This window comes from Streptomyces sp. NPDC127038 (assembly GCF_042725875.1).
Classification (GTDB): Bacteria; Actinomycetota; Actinomycetes; order Streptomycetales; family Streptomycetaceae; genus Streptomyces.
Window position 1 is genome coordinate 39,173 of the sequence record NZ_JBHXDQ010000059.1, and the last position, 20,154, is coordinate 59,326.

The following is a 20,154-nucleotide window of genomic DNA, read 5'->3' on the forward strand; positions in this document are numbered from 1 at the left end:
GGCCCGGTGAGAGCCAGACGCGTCGCCGTCGCCGCGGCGGCTTCCGCAATGCTCGCGGGCGGCGTGATCCCGCTGCTGCCGACGTCCGCCTCCGCGGTGGGCTCGGCTCAGGAGACGGTGGTCCCCGCCGCGCTGCGGAGTTACAACACGACGGCCATGATCCGCAGCACTTCGACGGGCTCGGGCCACGACGGCGCCGGGGCGCAGGGCGTCTTCCACACGCAGGAGGGCCGCACGGGGGTGCTGTGGACGCGGTACGCCGACGGCGAGTCCGTCGCCGTTCCGCAGCGGGCCGGAGTGTCCCCCGCGCCCACCGGCAGCGACGTCCTGGCGTACAAGGACGCCGACGGGCGGGTCGAGTTCTGGGACGCCACGGACGGTACGTCCCGCAGCGTCCAGGTCCCGGCGGGCCTCGGGTATCTCACGGCCTTCGACAACCTGGCCGTCGCGTTCCGCACCGAGGCCGCCGAGGACGGGACGAGCACCCGGATCATGCACCTGCTCACCCCGGCGTCCGACGGAAGCACCCGTGACGTGACCGTCGGCGGCGGACCGGCCGGGCTCCTGTTCGGCGCGCCGACGGGTGCCGACGCGAGGAGCGTCTTCCTGTGGGCGTCGCTGGACGGCCAGCCGCGTCTGGTCGCGGTGGACCGGGAGAGCGGCCAGGTGCAGAGCTGGAGCGGCCCGCTCCCCGTCGCGTACCGCAAGGTGCTGATCGCGCCGGACCACGTCGTCCTCTTCACCTCCGGCGTCGCCAAGGTCCTGGTGCTGCCCCGCGCCGACCTGTCGGCGGCACCGGCCGGGGTCGTTCTGACGGGGACCGCCGACGAGGCGCGCGGCGCCAGTGACCTCGCCGTCGTCGGCGACTGGCTGGTCAACGGCGTGAGCCCGGTGACCGCGCAGCCGATCGCGGGCGGGCGGGCGGTGGCGCTGATGCAGTCCTCGAGCTCGGGGATCGCGGCCGGCCCCGGCGGCTCGGCCGTGAAGATCGGCCGCACGGGCGCCGACGACTGGGGCATCCGGCGCATCATCTCCGGCCCGGACGGCGTCCCCGTCGTCACGCAGGTCAAGCCGCTGCCCAAGCCGCCCGTCCCCGTCCAGGGAATCTCCCTCGACCAGGGCCGTCTCGTCGTCACGGACGACAGCCGGGACGGGCACCGGGACGACTACGTACGGACCGTCGCCGCGACCGGCGCCCCCTCCTACGGCGAGCGGTCCGAGTTCTCGCCCTACGCGGAGACCGTGTCCATCGCCTCCTGCCCGACGACGGACGTGGCCTGCTCCGAGATCCACGGGACGGCCGACGGCCGGATCGCCTGGCTGGAGCACTCCTCGGCGACGAACGACCTGATCCGGGTCAACGGGCCGAAGAACAACGACCTCTGGGAGCGGTCCGTGCCCGCGGGCGGGCGGATCACCGACGTCTCGGGCCGGTACGTGCTCTACACGACCGCGGACCAGCAGTACGTGTACGCGCTCGACAACGCGGGCGCCCCGGCCCTCACCCGCCCCACCGGCGCCGCCGCCCTGTCCGGGGACATCCTCTGGACGGCGGGTTCCACGCCCGGCACCCTCACCGCGTACGACCTCACCGCGAGGAAGACCACCGAGACCCTCACCACCGACGCCGGTTGCGTCCCCACCGAGCTCCAGGCGCTGGGCCGCTGGATCTACTGGACCTGTGACGGCAGGGCCGGTGTCTGGGACCGTACGGCGAAGAAGTCCGTCGCCGTGCCCGCCGGAGAGGCGAAGCTCGGCGACGGATACGTCGTCACGCACGACAGGGCGGCCGGGAAGCTGACGCTCACGACGGTCGCGGGCGGCAGTGCCGAGAGCCGGGTCATCGGGGATCTGCCCGACACCGGGATCTCGCAGCGGGACGTGCGCTGGACGGTCGACGAGTCCGGCGCGAACGCCGCGTACGTGGACGACCAGGAGCGCGTGCACCTCGTGCCGTCCGGGGTCGACGAGCAGCCGCTTCGGCTGCTGGCGCCCGCTCGGAACACGCCGTCCGTCCAGGCGCACGAGGTCGACACCGTCCCGGACACCCTGACCACCCTGCTGCTGTCGAAGCCGGCCGCGAAGTGGACGGTGACCGCGCGCAACCGCGCCACCGGCAGGACCTACGCCGACGGCCACGACGGCGGACCCGCGCGCGGCGAGGTGAACGTCGGCTGGTTCGGCGCCGATCCGTCGCGCCCGGGCGACTCCTTCGTGCCGGACGGCTCCTACGACTGGACCGTGACCGTCACCCCCGCGGACGGCGTCGGCGCCCCGCTCCAGGTGCGCGGCACGGTCCGGCTGACCGGCGGCAGCCCGGTGCGCCACGACCACGTCGGCTCCGGCGGCGCCCCGGACGGCACCGGCGATCTGCTGACCCTCAACTCCTCGGGAGGGCTGACCTTCCAGCAGGGCGACGGGAAGGGCGGCTTCGCCGGAAAGGTCACCGGCGGCGGCTGGTCGACCAAGGCGCTCGCGGTGCCGTTCGGCGATCTGAACGGCGACCGCTGCAACGACGTCCTGGTGCGGATGAGCGACGGGTCCCTGCGCGGCTACCGGCCGGCGTGCGGCACGGCGCCGACCCCGTCCACCGCGTACAAGTCGCTCGGCACCGGCTGGAACGCGTACAACGTCCTGACCTCGCCCGGCGATCTGACCGGGGACGGGCGGCCGGATCTGATCGCACGCAAGGCCTCGACCGGCGACGTCTATCTGTTCGCGGCGAAGAGCGACGGGACGCTCGCCGCGGGCAAGAAGATCCGTTCGGCGTGGACGGGATACACGAAGATCGTCGGCGCCGGTGACCTGAACGGCGACGGGATCGGGGACGTCCTGGCGCGCGACCGGGCGGGGACGCTGTACCGCTACAACGGCACCGGGACCGGCCTGTTGAAGGACCGGGTCAAGGTGTTCTCCGCCTGGGGCGCCTCCTACGACGCGATCGTCGGGGTCGGTGACATCACCGGCGACGGGAAGAGCGACCTGGTCGAGCGCGACACCTCGGGGAACGTCTACCGCAACGCCGGCACGGGGACGGGGTCGTTCGGCCCGCGCGTGAAGATCGTCGGTGGCTGGCAGGGCTACAAGGGTCTTTTCTAGCCACATTTCCCATCGGCACGGCGCATGTCATGCCCCCGGCGAGGGAATCGCTGGGGGCATGACAGATGACGCCAGAGTGAGTGGGCTGTCGGACGAAGAGCGGCTGGCCCAGCTCGGCTACACGCAGGTTCTCGCCCGCCGCATGTCGGCGTTCTCCAACTACGCGGTCTCCTTCACGATCATCTCGGTCCTGTCGGGCTGTCTGACGCTGTACCAGTTCGGCATGAACACCGGCGGTCCCGCCGTGATCACCTGGGGCTGGGTCGCGGTCGGCCTCATGACCCTGTTCGTCGGGCTCGCGATGGCCGAGATCTGTTCGGCCTATCCGACGTCCGCCGGGCTGTACTTCTGGGCGCACCGGCTCGCCCCGGAGCGCAGCAGGGCGGCCTGGGCCTGGTTCACGGGCTGGTTCAACGTCCTCGGCCAGGTCGCGGTGACCGCCGGCATCGACTTCGGCGCGGCGCTGTTCCTCGGCGCCTATCTGAACCTCCAGTTCGACTTCGGGGTTACGCCGGGCCGCACGATCCTCCTGTTCAGCGCGATCCTGCTCCTGCACGGTCTCCTCAACACCTTCGGCGTGGGGATCGTCGCCCTGCTCAACAGCATCAGCGTGTGGTGGCACGTCGTCGGTGTCGTCGTCATCGTCGGCGCGCTGACGTTCGTGCCCGACCACCACCAGTCGGCCGGCTTCGTGTTCACGAAGTTCGTGAACCACACGGGCTGGGGCGGCGGGGTCTACGTGGTCCTCATCGGACTGCTCATGGCCCAGTACACCTTCACCGGGTACGACGCCTCCGCCCATATGACGGAGGAGACCCACGACGCCTCCACGGCCGGGCCCAAGGGCATCGTCCGCTCCATCTGGACCTCGTGGATCGCCGGGTTCGTCCTGCTGCTCGGCTTCACCTTCGCCATCCAGTCGTACGACAAGGAGCTCGGCTCGGCCACGGGCGCGCCCCCGGCGCAGATCCTGCTCGACGCGCTCGGCGCGACGGCCGGCAAGCTCCTGCTGCTCGTCGTGATCGGCGCCCAGCTGTTCTGCGGCATGGCGTCCGTGACCGCCAACAGCCGTATGATCTACGCCTTTTCGCGTGACGGGGCGCTGCCGTTCTCCTCGGTGTGGCACACGGTGCACCCGCGTACGCGGACCCCCGTGGCGGCGGTCTGGCTGGCCGCGCTGGGCGCTCTCGTGCTCGGCCTGCCGTACCTGATCAACTACGCGGCCTACGCGGCCGTGACGTCGATCGCGGTCATCGGCCTGTACGTCGCCTATGTCATCCCGACCCTGCTGCGGGTGCGCAAGGGCGACGCCTTCGAGCCCGGGCCCTGGCACCTGGGCCGCTGGTCCCGTCCGGTGGGGATCGTCGCGGTGGTCTGGGTGGCCGTCATCACGGTCCTGTTCATGCTGCCCCAGGTCTCCCCGGTCACCTGGGAGACGTTCAACTACGCCCCGGTCGCCGTCCTCGTCGTCCTCGGCTTCGCCGCGGCCTGGTGGCTGGCCTCGGCCCGTCACTGGTTCCTCAACCCCGCGCACCAGCGCACGATCGCCCGGGAGGCCGCCCGCAAGGGTGCACCCGAACCGGTCGATCCCTGACCTTGTGGGCCTTTGGCGCGGCCGGGTCCCCGATACCCGATCGGAGTCCCGGCCGCGTCCCGCTATGCTCGGGGATGCATCGGCGCGGGCCGGTGCGCGTGCCGGGTTTTTCCGGCGCGGGGACCCTTAGCTCAATTGGCAGAGCAGTGGACTTTTAATCCATTGGTTGTGGGTTCGAGTCCCACAGGGTCTACGGAGAAGCCCCCGGTTCAGAGGTGATCTGAACCGGGGGCTCTTTGCGTGGCGGGTGTGGCGCGGTGTCAGCCCGCCGAGAGTTCCGCGCGTTCCGTGAGCTCCGGCAGCGGGAGCGTGTGCTGGGTCTGGAGGACCTTGGCGCGCAGATAGCGGACGTTGTGGGCGGTGGTGAAGACGCCCGTCGGGACACGGCGGGAGACCGTGATGCCGAGGTCGCGGAGCTGTTCGGCCTTGTCCGGGTTGTTGGAGAGCAGGTCGAGGGAGCCGATGCCGAGGGCCCGGAGCATCTGGGCGGCCGCCGTGTAGTCGCGGCCGTCCTCGGGCAGTCCGAGGGCCGCGTTGGCGGCGTAGGTGTCCAGGCCCTGGTCCTGGAGGGCGTACGCGTCGAGCTTGTTGTAGAGGCCGATGCCGCGGCCCTCCTGGCGCAGGTACAGCAGGACGCCGCCGCGCTCGGCGATCTGTTCCACGGCCTCGCGCAGCTGGGGTCCGCAGTCGCAGCGGGCCGAGCCGAACACGTCGCCGGTCAGGCACTCGGAGTGCAGCCGCACCAGCGGGTTCGCGCCGGGCTCGCCGAGGACGACGGCCAGGTGCTCCTTGCCGTCCTCCAGCCCCTCGAAGGTCACGAGTTCGGCGTCGACGGAGTAGCCGTCGCCGAAGCGCAGGGGTACGCGGACGCGGGTGCGCACGGTGGCGTCGGGGTGGTCGCGCATGGTGTCTCTCCGTCCGGCGGGTTCGTACGGTGGTGTGCTTCAGATTTGAAGCACAGCCGCAGGGAGAGACTACATCTGCTTAAAACTTCAAGCAATGGGGTCGCGGGTCCCCGTCGGGCGCCTCATGAGGAGCAGGAACGCCGCCGCCACGGCAGATCCTCCCCGGGGGCACCGGGATCCCCGCTCTGGATGGCCCGGGTGATGGTTCCGCAGATCTCCTCCAGCTGTTCCACCTGCTCGGGGGTCAGATGGTCGAAGACGGCCGTCCGCACCGTCTCGACGTGCGCGGGCGCCACCCGCTCCAGGAGGGTCATGCCGGCGTCGGTGAGGACGGCCATGTGCCCGCGCCGGTCCGTGGGGCAGCCCTCGCGGGCGACGGTGCCGTCCTTCTCCAGCCGTGCCACCGCGTACGTCAGCCGGCTCCGGGTGATCTTCAGGGCCTCGGCGAGGTCGGTCATCCGCAGCCGCCGGTCCGGCGCCTCGGACAACCTGGACAGGATGGAGTAGTAAAGGTGGGGCATCCCCGCCTCCGCCTGGAGCCGCCGGTCGATGGCGTCCGCCAGGAGGGAGGTCGCGGAGATGTACGAGCGCCAGGCGCGCTGTTCGTCGGCGGAGAGCCAGCGGGTCGTCATGGACCCAGTCTAGGTATTGTTTAAAAATTGAACCACTGCATGTGAAGCCCGCCTGAAGCACCGCATGTGAAGCACGCTTGCAGCACCGCACTTGAACCACGCACTTGAACCACGCACTTGAACCACCGCACTTGAATCGCCGCCCGTGGACCACCCCGCGTGAGCCACCGCGGACGACCCCTGTGCGCGTGTGACCGGAGGATGCGACCCGATGCCCCGTCCCTACGTCCTGCTGTCCGCCGCCGTCTCCCTGGACGGCTTCCTGGACGACACCGGCCCCGAGCGGCTGCTGCTCTCGGGCCCGGCCGACTTCGACCGGGTCGACGAGGTGCGGGCGTCCAGCGACGCGATCCTGGTGGGCGCGGGCACCCTGCGCACGGACAACCCGCGGCTCCTGGTCAACTCCGCCGAACGGCGCGCGGCCCGGGTCGCCGGCGGCCGTCCCGCCTACCCGCTGAAGGTCACCGTCAGCGGCTCGGGCGACCTCGACCCCAAGGCGCAGTTCTGGCACACGGGCGGGGAGAAGGTCGTCTACACGACGGACGAGGGAGCCGTACGGGCGTCCGCCCTGCTGCACGGTCTCGTCGGCGTCGACGTCGTGCCGACCGGCCCCGGGCTCGACTGGCGCGTACTGCTGGAACACCTCCACGACGTACGGGGTGTGCGCCGCCTCATGGTCGAGGGCGGCGGCAAGGTCCACACCCAGCTCGTGCGCGAGCAGCTCGCCGACGAACTCCAGCTCGCGGTGGCCCCCCTCTTCGTCGGACAGCCGGACGCTCCACGGCTGTTCGGGCCCGGCGCGTACCCCCTGGGCCGGATGCGGCTCGCGGAGACCCGGCCCGTCGGGGACGTCGTGCTCATCCGCTACGTGCCCACCGCGCCCGGCACCGGCCCGCTCGCCTCCGCCGCGGACCGGCGCTGGCTGGAGCTCGCCTGCGAGCTCGCGGAGCTGTGCCCGCCGTCGAGGACCGCGTTCAGCGTGGGCGCGGTGGTGGTCGCGGCCGACGGCACCGAGCTGGCCCGGGGCCACTCCCGCGAGGACGGCGACCCCGTCGTGCACGCCGAGGAGGCCGCCCTCGCCAAGCTCGACCCGTCCGATCCCCGGCTGGCCGCCGCCACCGTCTACAGCAGCCTGGAACCGTGCGCCCACCGCGCCTCCCGGCCCGTGCCGTGCGCCCGGCTCATCCTCGACTCCGGGGTGCGGCGGGTCGTCACCGCCTGGCGTGAGCCCGACACCTTCGTCACGGACGCCGACGGGAACGGGCTCCTCGCCGCCGCGGGCGCCGAGGTCGTCGTCCTCCCCGAGTACGCGGACCGCGCCCAGGCCCCCAACCGGCACCTTCTCGCCCGCTAGGGCTGTCCGACCGGCACCGGGGCACTTGGGGCGGGCCCGGCGCCGGGTTCGGTGGTGCCGGAGGGGCGGGCCTGAGCGGGTGTGATTCGCGGTCCCGCAGATGGCGTACACTTGGGTTTACCGACGCGGGGTGGAGCAGCTCGGTAGCTCGCTGGGCTCATAACCCAGAGGTCGCAGGTTCAAATCCTGTCCCCGCTACTGAACACCAGAGGGCCGGAACTCGGATTCACGAGTTCCGGCCCTTCGGCATGTTCCCCCTCGGCCGTTCCTCGGCGTTTTCCCGAGGGGCCCCGGTGTCCCCCGTTCCCCGGCGGAGTCCGGCTTTCCGGCGGACACCGTTCTCCCCCGGTCGGGCCACACCGGTCGCCCGCCGCCACCGCACCGGTTCTTCTGGACGGGTGGGGCAGCCAGGAGGTGAGCGGCGGACCGGAGAACTCGACGACCGGGCCGGCCGGCCCCCGCCCCCCGCCCGGCGGCCGGGGACCACCCCGCCGCCCGGACCCGCGGGAGACCGCCCGCGCGGGCTCGGACCCGCCCGCACCCTCGTCCGGGCCCTGCCCGTGCTGCTCGTCGCCGCCGGGATCGTCTACGACTGCCTCACCCCGGCCGCCTTCACCGCGGCCCCGTTCTTCACGGCCGCGCCCCTGGTCGCCGCACCCTTCTACTCCCTGCTCGGCACCGTTCTCGCCGGCGCCCTCGCCGTCGGCGCGGTGCTCGCGGTCCACTTCGTGCTCGGCATCGTCCTGCACGCCGACGCCGTCACCGAGGTGGTCACCGTGACGACGGCCGCGGTCCTCGCCGTCCTCGTCAACGTCGTGGTCCGGCGCGGCGACGAACGGCTCGCCTCGGTCCGGGAGATCGCCGAGTACGCCCAGCGCGCCGTGCTGCCCGAACCCGAGGACCGGATCGCCGGCCTGGAGGTCGCGGCCCGCTACGAGGCGGCGCAGGAGGACGCGTTCATCGGCGGCGACCTGTACGCCGTACAGGACTCCCCGTACGGCGTACGCGTGGTCGTCGGGGACGTACGCGGGAAGGGGATGACCGCCGTGGCCGCCGTCGCGACGGTGGTCGGGGCGTTCCGGGAGGCGGCCGAGCAGGAGGCGACCCTTCAGGGCGTCGCCGGACGCCTGGAGCGGGCGCTGACGCGCGCGGGCACCCGGCACGACGACGCCGAGGCCGCCGAGGAGTTCACCACCGCGGTCCTGGCCGAGATCCCGCACGGCGAGGGCGTCGTACGCGTCGTCAACCGGGGCCATCCGCCACCCCTGCTGCTGTGCCCCGACGGCACGCTCGCCGTCCTCTCCGCCGGGACCTTCGCGCTGCCCCTCGGAATGAGCGAACTGGGCGACCCGTACGCCCCGGCCGTCCAGGCACCCTTCCCGCGCGGGGCGACGCTGCTCCTGCACACCGACGGACTCTCCGAGGCCCGCGATCCGCGCGGGCGGTTCTTCGATCCGGAGGCCTGGTCGGCCGGACGGGATTTCCCTTGCCCCGACGGGCTGCTGACCGCCCTGTCCGAGGCCGTTCGACGGCACACGGGCGGCGCGCTGACGGACGACATGGCACTGCTCGCCGTCCGGCGCCCCTGCGGGGGCACTCCTGAGGGCCTCCGCGACCCGCTTTCACGGCGGCGCCCGTGACACGTACCGGCGGCGCGCGGCCAACTCGCCCGTTTTTCAACGCTCATGACCCCAAAGTCCAGACCAAAAGCCGTTAACGATCACTCGGAACATCTTGGAATTCGGTGGCCGGGTCTATTAACGTTCGATAACGCAGCGCGGCCGTAACAGCCGTCACAAGAGGTGGCTCCGTGCGCACGCGCCGAATCCCGCAAGGGAACCGGGGACCCACATCGTGGGGTGAATCGAGCGTAACCCGCCGTGGTCGCACGGTGGCAGTCGCCCGTAGGAGACCTTCCTGCTCCGAACCCGTCAGCTAACCCGGTAGGCGGCATGGAAGGAAAGGAGTGCGCCCACGTGGCGTCCAACCGGCCCGCTCAGCCATCCCCGTTCGCGCCGAACGAAACGCACACCTTCGGCTATGACAAGGACGAGGAATCCTGGGAGGAGTGGAATCCCACCGCGGATTCTCTCGCTCCCGTCCGTGGCCGGCACCGCACGGGCAAGCAGCGCGGCGGAGGACTCGCCCGCAGTTCCACGGTTCTCGGTGTCGGCGTCATCGCCGCGGTCGGCGGCGGCGGCATCGCCAGCGCCGCTCCGGGCAAGGCGCCCGTCTCGATCTCGCTGCCCGACCTGTCGTCGGTCACCGCGTCGGCCAAGGCCCTGCTGTCGGACGGCGGATCCAGCACCGCCAAGGGTTCCTCGACCCCGCTCACCACCGCCGGTCTGACCAGCTCCGAGACCGCCCACGGTGTCACCGACGCCGGTGAGGCGCTGCGCGACCGCATCATGCAGCAGGCCAAGTCCCAGCAGAACCGCGCCGACACCGCCTCGCAGCAGGCCGCCCAGAGCGCCGCCGCGAAGAAGGCCGTGGAGACCGCCACCAAGCAGCAGAAGGAGGCGGAGCAGAAGGCGCTGGACGCGGCCAAGGCCAAGGCCGAGAAGGAGCGCCTCGCCGAACTCGCCAAGAGCTACACGCTGCCGACCTCCTCGTACACCCTGACCTCGCGCTTCGGCGAGGCCGGCGCGCTCTGGTCCTCCGGCTACCACACCGGACTCGACTTCGCGGCGCCCACCGGCACGCTCATCAAGGCGATCCACAGCGCCACCGTCACCCAGGCCGGCTGGGCCGGCTCGTACGGCTACCGCACGATCCTCACCCTCGACGACGGTACGGAGCTGTGGTTCTGCCACCAGTCCTCCATCAGCGTCAGCGTGGGCCAGAAGGTCGCCACCGGCGATGTCATCGGACGCGTGGGCGCGACGGGCAACGTCACCGGGCCGCACCTGCACCTCGAAGTGCACCCGAACGGCGACCCCACCGCCATCGACCCGATGGCGTGGCTCCACAGCAAGGGCCTCAACCCCTGATCCCCGATCCCCGGCAGTCCTGACGCCACCCCCCCTGCGTCAGGACTCCCGGTCGGGCAGGCACGGACACCCTCCGCCGCCCCCGCCCTCCACGGGTGCTTGTGGAATACATCCATCCGGTGCGGGTGTTGAGGCCGTACATGACTTCCCTTCGCAAGCTCGGTGCGTCCGACCTCGAGGTGTTCCCGCTCTCCCTCGGCGGCAACGTATTCGGCTGGACGGCCGACGAGACCAGCTCCTTCGCCGTCCTCGACGCCTACGCGGCCGCCGGCGGCAACTTCCTCGACACGGCCGACTCCTACTCGGCGTGGATCGAGGGCAACGAGGGCGGCGAGTCCGAGACCATCATCGGCAAGTGGCTGAAGACCCGCGGCAACCGCGAGGACGTCGTCGTCGCCACCAAGGTCAGCCAGCACCCCGCCTACCCGGGGCTGTCCGGCGCCAACATCAAGGCCGCGGCCGACGCGTCGCTGCGCCGCCTGGGCACCGACCACATCGACCTCTACTACACCCACTTCGACAAGACCGAGGTTCCGGTCGAAGAGATCATCGGCGCCCTCGACGAGCTGGTGAGGGCCGGGAAGGTGCGGCACATCGCCGCCTCCAACATCTCGCCGGAGCGGCTGCGGGAGTCCCTGGAGTTCTCCGACCGCGAGGGCCTCGCCCGCTACGTCGCGCTCCAGCCGCACTACAACCTCGTCTCGCGCGACACCTACGAGGGCGCCCTGCTGGACGTCGCCTCCCAGGCGGGTCTGGCGGCCGTCCCCTACTTCGCGCTCGCCTCCGGGTTCCTCACCGGCAAGTACCGCCCCGGCACGGACGTCGACTCGGCGCGGGCGGCCGGCGCCGCCAAGCACCTCGGCACCGAACGCGGACCCAAGGTCCTCGCCGCCCTCGACGAGATCGCCGCGTCCCACGGCGCCGCCGTCCCGACGGTCGCCCTCGCCTGGCTCGCCGCGCAGCCGACGGTCGCCGCGCCGATCGCCTCCGCCCGCACGGTCGAGCAGCTCCCTGCCCTGCTGGGCGTCGCGGACCTGGTCCTGACGGACGAGGAACTCACCCTCCTGACACGGGCGTCGGCGTAACACGTAACACGTAACACGTAACAGCAGGTCAGCAGGTCAGCAGGTCAGCAGGTCAGCAGGTCGGCCGGCCGGTCAGGTGGTCGGCCGGCCGCAGCCGGCCGGTCTAGGAGCGGTACGGGTTGTACGCGGGATACGGGGCCGGCGCGGAGGGCTGCGCCGGCGGGCCGTACGGGCGCGCGGGCGGGACCGCGTAGCCGTAGCCGGGGGCCGGCCAGGGCGGCGGTACGGGCAGCGGTGCCGTGAGCCGGGCCGCGTGGGCGAGCGCCGGACGGGCGGTCTCCCGGCGGCGCCACAGCTCCTCCAGCAACTCGCGCTCCCGTACGACGAAGTCGGCGCCCGCCCGGCCCCTGCGCCCCCGGTGCCGCAGGAACGCCAGCGAGGTCGCGTACGCCTCGTACTCCGCCACCGAACGCGCGGCGCTCTTCCCGAAGTGATGGCGGGCGTACTCGCGGGCGATCTGCCGCGCCCGCATCGAACCGAGCACCCAGGGTTCCGCCGCGCCCAGCCAGCCGGCCGCGGTGTACACGGGCAGTTCGGCGCGGATCGTCCGCAGCTCTCGCTGCCGGGTCCAGACGACGAGCCAGGTCAGCAGCCCGAACGCGGGAACCATGAACGCGGCGTACACCCCGAAGAACCCGAACCGGCTGAAGCCCGAGGAACCGTTCCAGAGCGCGTGCATGCCCATCGCGAGCAGGAGTCCGGTGAGGGGGAGCAGGACGCGGCGCGTGCGCTGGCGTTCGGCGGACAGCGCCGCGAACCCGAAGCCGATGCCGGTCAGCACGGTGAAGAGCGGATGCGCGAAGGGCGACATCACCACCCGGACGAAGAAGGTCGCCGCGGTGACGGAGGCGAGTCCGCTCTCCCCGCTGAGCCGGTCGGTCCCGAACGCGGTCCCGAGATAGAGGATGTTCTCGGTGAAGGCGAAGCCGGTGGCGGTCACCCCGGCGATGACGACCCCGTCGACGATCCCGGTGAAGTCCCGTCTGCGGAAGAGGAACACGAGCAGCACGGCCGCGGCCTTCGCCGACTCCTCCACGACCGGCGCGATGACGGTCGCGCCGAGGGTGTCCGCGCCGGAGGGATCCGCGGTCGTCATGGCTATCCAGCGGGTCGCGAAACTGTTCGCGACGATCGCTATCAGCGCGGCCGCGCAGGCACCCCAGGCGAACGCGAAGAACAGGTTGCGCCAGGGGCCCGGTTCGACCCGGTCCAGCCAGCGGAAGGCCGCTATGAGCAGCGGCACGGGGAACACGGCCAGGCCGAGGCCGACCAAGAAGCCCTCGGTCCCCGTCTGTTCGCGGACGAGCGCGAGGATGACCAGGCCCGACAGCGCGAGCAGGCTGATCAGCGCTCCGTACCGCACCCAGCCCCGCTGCCACCAGTGCGGATGTCTCGGCGCGGGTCCGGCGGGGGAGCCGGGCCGGGTCGGGTACGGGGGATGGATGGCCACGGCATTGACCCTAACGAGGGAGGGCGTCGCCCGCGACGGTAACCGGGTCCCCGGGAATTCCCGGCGGACGCCGGCGGGTGCGTGCGGGTCAGCCGCCCGAGGTGTGCTGGTCTCGATGCTGTACGCGCCGGAAGAGGAGGTCGTTCACCACATGACCCTTGTCCAGTCCCTGGCCCTCGAAACGGGTCAGCGGCCGGAACTCCGGACGCGGCGCGAAACCGCCGTCGGGCACGGTGTTCTCGAAACCGGGGTGCGCGGTCAGCACCTCCAGCATCTGTTCCGCGTACGGCTCCCAGTCCGTCGCGCAGTGCACCAGCGCGCCCGGCGCGAGCCGGGTGGCGGCGAGGTCCAGGAACTCCGGCTGGATCAGGCGCCGCTTGTGGTGGCGCTTCTTGGGCCAGGGGTCGGGGAAGAAGACACGCAGGCCGTTCAGGGAGTCGGGCGCGAGCATCTCGCGGAGCAGGATGATCGCGTCGCCGTTGGCGACACGGACGTTGGTCAGACCGCTGCGCTCGGCGAGGCTGAGCAGATTGCCCTGGCCCGGTGTGTGCACGTCCACGGCGAGGATGCCGGTCGCCGGGTCCTCGGCCGCCATCAGCGCGGTCGCCTCACCCATGCCGAAGCCGATCTCCAGCACGACGGGGAGGTCCGCCCCGAACAGCTCCGCCAGGTCGAGCGTGCCCCGTCCGTCGATGTCCAGACCCCACCTGGACCACAGTCGCTGCAACGCGTCCGCCTGCCCGGTCGTCACCCGGCTGCGGCGCGGCTGGAAACTCCGGATCCGCCGCTCGAAGTGCGAGCCGGCGGGATCCGGCTGCGGACCGTCGGGGAAGCGGGGCTCGCTCTTGGAGCGGTGGTGACGCGGCGTGCCGTCCTCGGCGGAGGCGGGCCGGGTCTCTTCGGTGGAGTCGAGGAAATCAGACACAGTGGGGTCGATTTTACGGGGGCGGCGACGCTGGGCATCCCGTCCCGACGCTCCCGGCCGACCGCTCCTGCTTCAGTCCCGCGCTCCCGGCCGACCGCTCCTGCTTCAGTCCCGCGCTCCCGGCCGACCGCTCCTGCTTCAGTCCCGCGCTCCCGGCCGACCGCTCCTGCTCCCGGCCCACCGCCCGGCCTCCTGGTCCTGATCCCGGCCCACCGTTCCCCGGCGCACCGTTCCCGGTCCGTCGTGGACGGGGCCGCTCAGACCGCCGCGAGGGACGCCAGGGCGCGGCGGGCGACCTCGCGGCCGATCGGGAGGGAGGCGGTGGCCGCGGGGGACGGCGCGTTCAGTACGTGCACGGTCCTCGGGCCCTCCTTGATCAGGAAGTCGTCGACCAGGGTGCCGTCCCGCAGGACCGCCTGGGCGCGGACCCCGGCGGCGGCGGGCACCAGGTCGTCCGGGGTCACCGCGGGCAGCAGCCGTCGCACCGCCTCGGTGAACGCCGCCTTGGACACCGACCTGCGCAGCTCCCCGGCTCCGTAGCGCCAGTGCCGCCGGGCTATGTGCCAGGAACCCGGCCAGGACAGGGTCCCGCCCAGTTCACGGGGCCGGACGACCCCCCATCCGTAGCCCTCGCGGGCGAGCGCGGGCACCGCGTTGGGACCGATGTGGACACCGCCGTCGATGCCCCGGGTGAGATGGACGCCGAGGAACGGGAACGCCGGGTCGGGAACCGGGTACACCAGACCACGCACCAGCTCCGGCCGCGCCAGCGTGTAGTACTCGCCGCGGAAGGGGACGATCCGCATCCCGGGGTCGTCGCCCGTGAGCCGGGCCGTCTCGTCGCAGTGCAGCCCCGAGCAGTTGACCAGCACCCGGCCGCGGACGATCGCCCCGTCGGCCGTGCGCACGGCGACACCGAGATGCGGGCGCCGGTCCGCGCGCACGACCTGGGCCCCGTACCGGATCTCCGCCCCGGAGGCCTCGCCGAGCCGGCGGGCCACCGCCACGTAGTCGCAGATGCCCGTGGTGCCCACGTGGATGGCGGCGAGGCCGCGGACCTCGGGTTCGTACTCGGTGAGCTGGGCCGGGCCCAGCTCCTTGACCGGGATGCCGTTCTCCCGGCCGCGCTGGACCAGGCCGTGCAGACGGGGGAGCTCCGACTTGTCCGTCGCGACGATCAGCTTGCCGGTGACGGCGTGCGCGATGTCGTACTCCGCGCAGAACTTGACCATCTCGGCGGCACCCTTGACCGCGTACCGTGCCTTCAGGGAGCCGGGGCGGTAGTAGATCCCGCTGTGGATCACTCCGCTGTTGCGCCCGGTCTGGTGCCGGGCGGGCCCCTGTTCCTTCTCCAGCACCGTCACCCGCGTGCCGGGCGCCGCCCGTGTGATGGCATAGGCCGTCGACAGGCCGACGATCCCGCCGCCGATCACCAGCACATCGCAGTCGTACGCGCTCCGCATCCGCACCACCTTCCGGCCTCGATAGTGCACTGCGCCACTGACAACGCCCTCAAACCCGAGGACGGCACCCCGCGATTCTTTCGCGCCGCGGGGCCGTGGCGCTCCCTTCGCGCCGGATCCCCCCGAGCGCTCCTTCGAACCCTAGGCCGTGTCCGGCCTAGGCCGGAGCCATCAGCAGCGGACGGGCCCGCTCCCGCAGCTCCACCACGCGCGGCTCGTCGCCGTAGGGCTCCAGCCGGTGCAGCAGGTCCTTCACGTACTCGGTGGTGCGCGCGGAGGAGATGCGCCCCGCGACCTCCACCGCCCGCACGCCCTGCTCGCAGGCCGCGTCCAGGTTGCCGGACTCCAGCTCGGCGACCGCCGACACCACCAGGCGCAGCCCGTGCGAGCGCACGAACTCCTCCGTCGGCTTCGACAGCGCCTGTTCGGTGAACCGGCGCACCTGGCGCGGCGCCTTCAGGTCGCGGTAGCACTCGGCGGCGTCGGCCGCGAAGCGGTCGTACCCGTAGAAGCCGAGCCAGGACGGGTCGTTGTCGCCTTCGCGGGCCCGCTCCAGCCAGCCCTCGGCGGCCTTCAGCGCCGCGCCGGCCGCCTGGGCGTCGCCCGCGCGCGCGTGGGCACGTGCCTCGACGAGCCGGAAGAAGCTCATGGTGCGGGCCGTGGCCAGACCGCGGTTGCGCTCCAGCGCGGCCTGGGCGAGGTCGACGCCCTCGTCGCCGAAGCCCCGGTAGGTCGCCTGGAGGGACATGGACGCCAGGACGTAGCCCCCGAGGGGCACGTCGGCGGCCGCGCGGGCCAGCCGCAGCGCCTGGATGTAGTACCGCTGCGCGGCCTCCTGCTGGCCCGTGTCGAAGGCCATCCAGCCCGCGAGCCGGGTGAGCTCCGCCGACGCGCCGAACAGCGCCCTGCCGACCTCGTCGGAGTAGGAGCCGAGCAGCAGCGGCGCCGCCTCCACCCGCAGACACTCGGGCACCATGGACGAACGCCAGTCGCCGCCCCCGTACTTGGAGTCCCAGCGCCTCGCGTCCTCGGCCGCCTCGCGGAGCTTCAGCACATCGCTGTGGCCGACTTTCAGCGGCGCTCCGGAGCCCTCGCCCGGGTTCACCTCGCGCGCCACCGAACTGTCGGCCGGGGTTATCAGCCAGCGAGAGGCGGGCGTCGCGTAGGCGCTCACGGCGAAGGAACCCGCGAGCGACTGCCAGATGCCGCCGCCGGCCCTGCGCCCGGCGAGGTCGAGGCGGTACAGCTCCGTCGCCGACCGCACCGCCTGCCCGACGTCACGGGGGAAGGCGAGACCCACTTCCGGCGCGGGATCCGCGTCCGCCAGGCCGATCTCGTGGAGCGGCACGGGACGGCCGAGCTTCTGGCCGATGGCGGCCGCGATGAGGTGCGGCGCGGCGCCCTGAGGCACCATGCCCTTCGACACCCAGCGCGCCACCGACGTCTTGTCGTAGCGAAGAGTCAACCCGCGTTGAGCGCCAAGATCGTTGACGCGACGCGCGAGTCCTGCGTTGCTGATTCCCGCGAGGGCGAGAACGGCGCCGAGTTTTTCGTTCGGCCCGCGTTGCTCCCTGGACATGCGCCACCCCTCGACACAGACGGCTGCCGCGGTGGCATAACCACGCGGCATTCGTAAACCCAGCGTAGTTCGCCCGATCCCCAGCGTTAAGGGGCGTACGTCCGGTTGGCGGGATTGTGGTCCGTACGACTGTACGGACCGTGGCGGTGTGCTCCTGTTGTGTGGCCGTGCGCCCGTCCGTGCGCTCTTCTCCGGCCACCGCGGGGAGCGCTTCCATGGAACGTGCGTGGGTCGGCCCGCTGTACTGGATCCAGTGGGCTGGGGGACACCGCCGCCTACATCCCCGCGGGCGGCGGACCGGTCCGGGGGGCGAACTCCGCCTCCCGGACTGTGCGTTGCCGAAGCGGTGCGCAAGGCCTGTACGGAGCGTGTCCGCGGTTGTCCGCCCGACACCGATTTGGCCGAAAACCGATGGCCTCCCCTGAGGGCAATCAGGGCTCCCACCATACGAGTTGAGGGCGCGAAGGGCGTCCTGGGGGAGCGTATCGGGGGCGCATTCGCGTCGACCTGACGGGGGTCGCGTGATGCGGGAGAGGTGCTCCGTTGCGGTGCCGGGCCGGGGGTGCCGGGCGGCAACTGCGGTGCGGGGTGCGGGAGGTGGGTGAGGGGCGCCCGGGCCGGGGGCCGGGCGTGGTCCGGTGGCCGTTCGGGACGGCATCCGCGGGGATTTGCTCGCGATGGGCGCCGATGCGCTTCGATCTCTTCAACGGCCTTTGTGCGGACGGTATTTGCGGGCGAGGTGCCCTCCCGTGGCGGCGCGGGTGTTCGGGTGGGGGCGCACTTCGGGGAGCGCAAGCCGCCGCAGAGTCCCTCCCGCACGCCTCCTTCGTGGCAGCATGGTGCCGAGTTCGTACGGTGCACTGGTTGTCCACAGCCTGTGGAGGCGGCGATGCGATGGTTGGTGGGGTGGAGCAGCACCGTCGCCAGAGCGTCCGCGATCGGCTCGGCGGGCGCCACGGGCAACGAGGGCGAGACCGTTCACCCGGTCGGCTCCCAACTCCTGTGGGGTGACCCGGATCCCCTGTGGGCCGTCGGCGACTGGCGCCCCGACGAGGTCCGCGTGGTCAAGGCCGACGCCGAGAACCGCATCGCCGTCCTCGGCATCTGCGGCGCCTCCGACGACGAACTGCGGGTCGGACTGTTCGCCGCGCGCGGCGGAGCCCTGCGCCACCTCACCAACTGGTCCGGCAGCTACACCGCCGTCGTCCAGGTCGGCCGCCGGGTCACCGTCTGCGGAGACCTCGCCGGCGCCCGGCCCGTGTTCTACACCCCCTGGGCGGGCGGCACGGCCTACGCCACCGCCGCCCTCCCCCTCGCCGACCTCATCGAGGCCAACCTCGACTTCGGCCACCTGGCCGCGATGCTCGCCGCCCCCGACGTCCCCGCCGCGGTGCACGACTCCACCCCGTACGAGGGCGTGCGCCGCATCCCGCCGGGACACACGCTCATCCTGCGGGCCGGATCGCGCGAGATCGCCGGGTACGAGCCCGTCGCCTCCCTCGCCGTCGCCGCGCCCGCCGCCGATCCCACGACCGCCGTGGACGCCGTACGGGACGCCCTCGTCGAGGCCGTCCGCGCCCGCCTCTCCGCTCCCCGCCACGTCCCGGGCACCGACGTGGACCCCGGACCCGTGCCCGGCATGGGGCCCGCCGAGCGGCGCGCCGCACGGGGCACACCGGTGCCGGGCATCGGGGCCGACCTCTCCGGCGGACCCGCCTCGGGCACCCTCGCGCTGCTCGCCGCCGGCCTTCCCGGGGCGCCCGGCACGGTCCTCGGACACGGCACCGGCGCCGGGGAACGGCTCCTCGCGGTGACCTTCAACGACCTCGCCGTGCAGGGGCGCGAGGCCGAGCTGGAGCGGGCCGGGACGCTGGCCGCGAACCCCCGGCTGCACCATGTGGTCGTCACCGGGGGCGAGGAGACGCTCCCCTACGCGGACCTGGACGGGCCCCTGACCGACGAACCGGGGCCCTCCCTGGTGACGGCGGCACGCCATCGCGTGCGGCTCGCCTCCGGCAGCGCGGACCACTTCACGGGCTACGGCGCCCGGCAGGTCCTTGACGCCCATCCGGCCCGGCTCGCCGACCTGCTCATGGACCGCAAGCGGCGCCATCTGGTGCGCCCCGTGGCCGCGTTGACGAAGGCCGACGGCTCGGTGATGGTTCCCGCGCGCGTGTACGGCGCCGCGCGCAAGCTCGTCCGTACGCCCTACCGCACCGGGGTCGAGGTTCTCGCCGAACAGCTGATGAACCGGCGGTTCGAGGACACCGGAGGCGCGGTCGGCGCGTCGCTCGCCGCGCTGAGCTGGGCGAGACCCGGGCCGGCGGCGCGCTGGCTGACCGGGGAGGCACTGGCTGAAGTATCGGTTCGTCTGCAAGGGGGCGGCGGGCGGCCCGGCGTCGGCCCCGGGCAGCGGCCGGGGGATTTCCGCGCCCGGGCCGCACTGGCCCGCCACGCGGCCGACATCCGGGTCCTGGAGCAGGCCGCCGAGATCCGCTTCCAGCGGCTGCACACGCCGTTCCTCGACAACCAGGTCGTCCGGGCCTGCCGGGAGCTGCCGGAGGCGCTGCGGGTGCAGCCGGGGGCGCGGGCGGCGATCCTGCGTACGGTCCTCGAAGGCGCCGGCGTGGCCGAACTGCCCCCCGGGTGGGGGGCTCCGTCCCACGCGTCCTCGGCGGCCGCCCGGACGGGGGTGCGGGTGGCGGCGGACTCCCTGGTCACCCTGTTCGACACGCCGCTGCTCGCTCAGGCGGGGCTCGTCGAGGCGCGTGTCGTCCGCAAGGCGCTGCGCTCGGCCGCGGAGGGGGCGCCGCTACCGCTCGACGGGCTGGCCGATCTCGTCTCGCTCGAACTGTGGCTGCGGCGGCTGCTGGGCCGCCGGGGCACGTGCTGGACGGGAACCCCCGCCCGCCAGCGCGCCGTACCCGCGGGGATAGTCCCGCAGGGCAGGGCCCTGGGAGCGGGAGCCCAGCGCGCCTGACCCGGTCGCGGGTGCGGTCTCGATCCGGTGGGTGGGTCGGGGCCGTGCCGGTGCATCAGGCCGTCGCCGTTGGATGAGGCGTGACCGTCGGTGGCTTC

At 72.6% G+C, this 20,154-nt stretch carries 13 protein-coding genes, 2 tRNA genes and 1 riboswitch; of the genes, 9 read left to right on the forward strand and 6 right to left on the reverse strand.

Translation table 11 applies throughout. From position 1 onward, the window contains the following. Positions 1 to 6: 6 nt before the first annotated feature. The 3 genes from ACFWI4_RS31590 (at position 7) to ACFWI4_RS31600 (ending at position 4,886) form a co-directional block, all read left to right on the forward strand. On the forward strand, positions 7 to 3,099 hold the full coding sequence (locus ACFWI4_RS31590) for an FG-GAP repeat domain-containing protein (RefSeq protein ID WP_387203209.1): 3,093 nt from the start codon (positions 7 to 9) through the stop codon (positions 3,097 to 3,099). A 58-nt stretch (positions 3,100 to 3,157) separates the two neighbouring features. Then, the gene (locus ACFWI4_RS31595) at positions 3,158 to 4,693 is read left to right on the forward strand and encodes an amino acid permease (RefSeq protein WP_387203212.1); all 1,536 of its coding nucleotides are present in this window, start codon (positions 3,158 to 3,160) and stop codon (positions 4,691 to 4,693) included. Positions 4,694 to 4,813: 120 nt separating this feature from the next. Then, positions 4,814 to 4,886, forward strand: a tRNA-Lys gene (locus ACFWI4_RS31600). Positions 4,887 to 4,953: 67 nt separating this feature from the next. Here the strand turns inward: ACFWI4_RS31600 and ribA are convergent. Then, positions 4,954 to 5,598 carry a GTP cyclohydrolase II gene (gene ribA, locus ACFWI4_RS31605; RefSeq protein WP_385402558.1) on the reverse strand — a complete coding sequence of 215 codons (645 nt, stop codon included), beginning with the start codon at positions 5,596 to 5,598 and terminating at the stop codon, positions 4,954 to 4,956. 122 nt (positions 5,599 to 5,720) lie between these two features. Beyond that, a complete protein-coding gene (locus ACFWI4_RS31610; RefSeq protein ID WP_387203216.1) occupies positions 5,721 to 6,230 on the reverse strand; it encodes a MarR family winged helix-turn-helix transcriptional regulator in 510 nt (169 codons plus the stop codon). A 211-nt stretch (positions 6,231 to 6,441) separates the two neighbouring features. Between ACFWI4_RS31610 and ACFWI4_RS31615 the strand changes: the two genes are divergently transcribed. The 5 genes from ACFWI4_RS31615 (at position 6,442) to ACFWI4_RS31635 (ending at position 11,659) form a co-directional block, all read left to right on the forward strand. Next, a complete protein-coding gene (locus ACFWI4_RS31615; protein ID WP_387203219.1) occupies positions 6,442 to 7,584 on the forward strand; it encodes a dihydrofolate reductase family protein in 1,143 nt (380 codons plus the stop codon). A gap of 124 nt (positions 7,585 to 7,708) precedes the next feature. Further along, a tRNA-Met gene (locus ACFWI4_RS31620) sits at positions 7,709 to 7,782 on the forward strand. 200 nt (positions 7,783 to 7,982) lie between these two features. Next, entirely contained in the window at positions 7,983 to 9,224 is a 1,242-nt protein-coding gene (locus ACFWI4_RS31625; protein ID WP_387203222.1) for a PP2C family protein-serine/threonine phosphatase, read from the forward strand. A gap of 169 nt (positions 9,225 to 9,393) precedes the next feature. Next, a riboswitch (cyclic di-AMP (ydaO/yuaA leader) is annotated at positions 9,394 to 9,549 on the forward strand. Between the two features lie 11 nt (positions 9,550 to 9,560). Beyond that, positions 9,561 to 10,574: a M23 family metallopeptidase gene (locus ACFWI4_RS31630; protein WP_387203225.1), complete on the forward strand. Its 1,014-nt coding sequence runs from the start codon at positions 9,561 to 9,563 to the stop codon at positions 10,572 to 10,574. A gap of 140 nt (positions 10,575 to 10,714) precedes the next feature. Further along, complete coding sequence (locus ACFWI4_RS31635) at positions 10,715 to 11,659, forward strand: aldo/keto reductase (RefSeq protein WP_387203228.1); 945 nt, start codon at positions 10,715 to 10,717, stop codon at positions 11,657 to 11,659. A 103-nt stretch (positions 11,660 to 11,762) separates the two neighbouring features. Here the strand turns inward: ACFWI4_RS31635 and ACFWI4_RS31640 are convergent, their stop codons facing one another. The 4 genes from ACFWI4_RS31640 to ACFWI4_RS31655 form a co-directional block, all read right to left on the reverse strand. Next, a complete protein-coding gene (locus tag ACFWI4_RS31640; RefSeq protein ID WP_387203231.1) occupies positions 11,763 to 13,109 on the reverse strand; it encodes a PrsW family intramembrane metalloprotease in 1,347 nt (448 codons plus the stop codon). Between the two features lie 88 nt (positions 13,110 to 13,197). Beyond that, positions 13,198 to 14,034, reverse strand: coding sequence for a tRNA (guanosine(46)-N7)-methyltransferase TrmB (gene trmB / locus ACFWI4_RS31645; RefSeq protein ID WP_387203234.1), 837 nt, complete (start codon positions 14,032 to 14,034; stop codon positions 13,198 to 13,200). A gap of 257 nt (positions 14,035 to 14,291) precedes the next feature. Then, the gene (gene lhgO / locus ACFWI4_RS31650) at positions 14,292 to 15,497 is read right to left on the reverse strand and encodes an L-2-hydroxyglutarate oxidase (protein WP_387203237.1); all 1,206 of its coding nucleotides are present in this window, start codon (positions 15,495 to 15,497) and stop codon (positions 14,292 to 14,294) included. Between the two features lie 157 nt (positions 15,498 to 15,654). After that, positions 15,655 to 17,076 (reverse strand): MFS transporter, encoded by a 1,422-nt coding sequence (locus tag ACFWI4_RS31655; RefSeq protein WP_385402538.1) that lies wholly within the window; start codon positions 17,074 to 17,076, stop codon positions 15,655 to 15,657. 889 nt (positions 17,077 to 17,965) lie between these two features. Here ACFWI4_RS31655 and ACFWI4_RS31660 point away from each other — a divergent pair. Continuing rightward, the gene (locus ACFWI4_RS31660) at positions 17,966 to 20,056 is read left to right on the forward strand and encodes an asparagine synthase-related protein (protein ID WP_387203240.1); all 2,091 of its coding nucleotides are present in this window, start codon (positions 17,966 to 17,968) and stop codon (positions 20,054 to 20,056) included. Positions 20,057 to 20,154 lie beyond the last annotated feature (98 nt).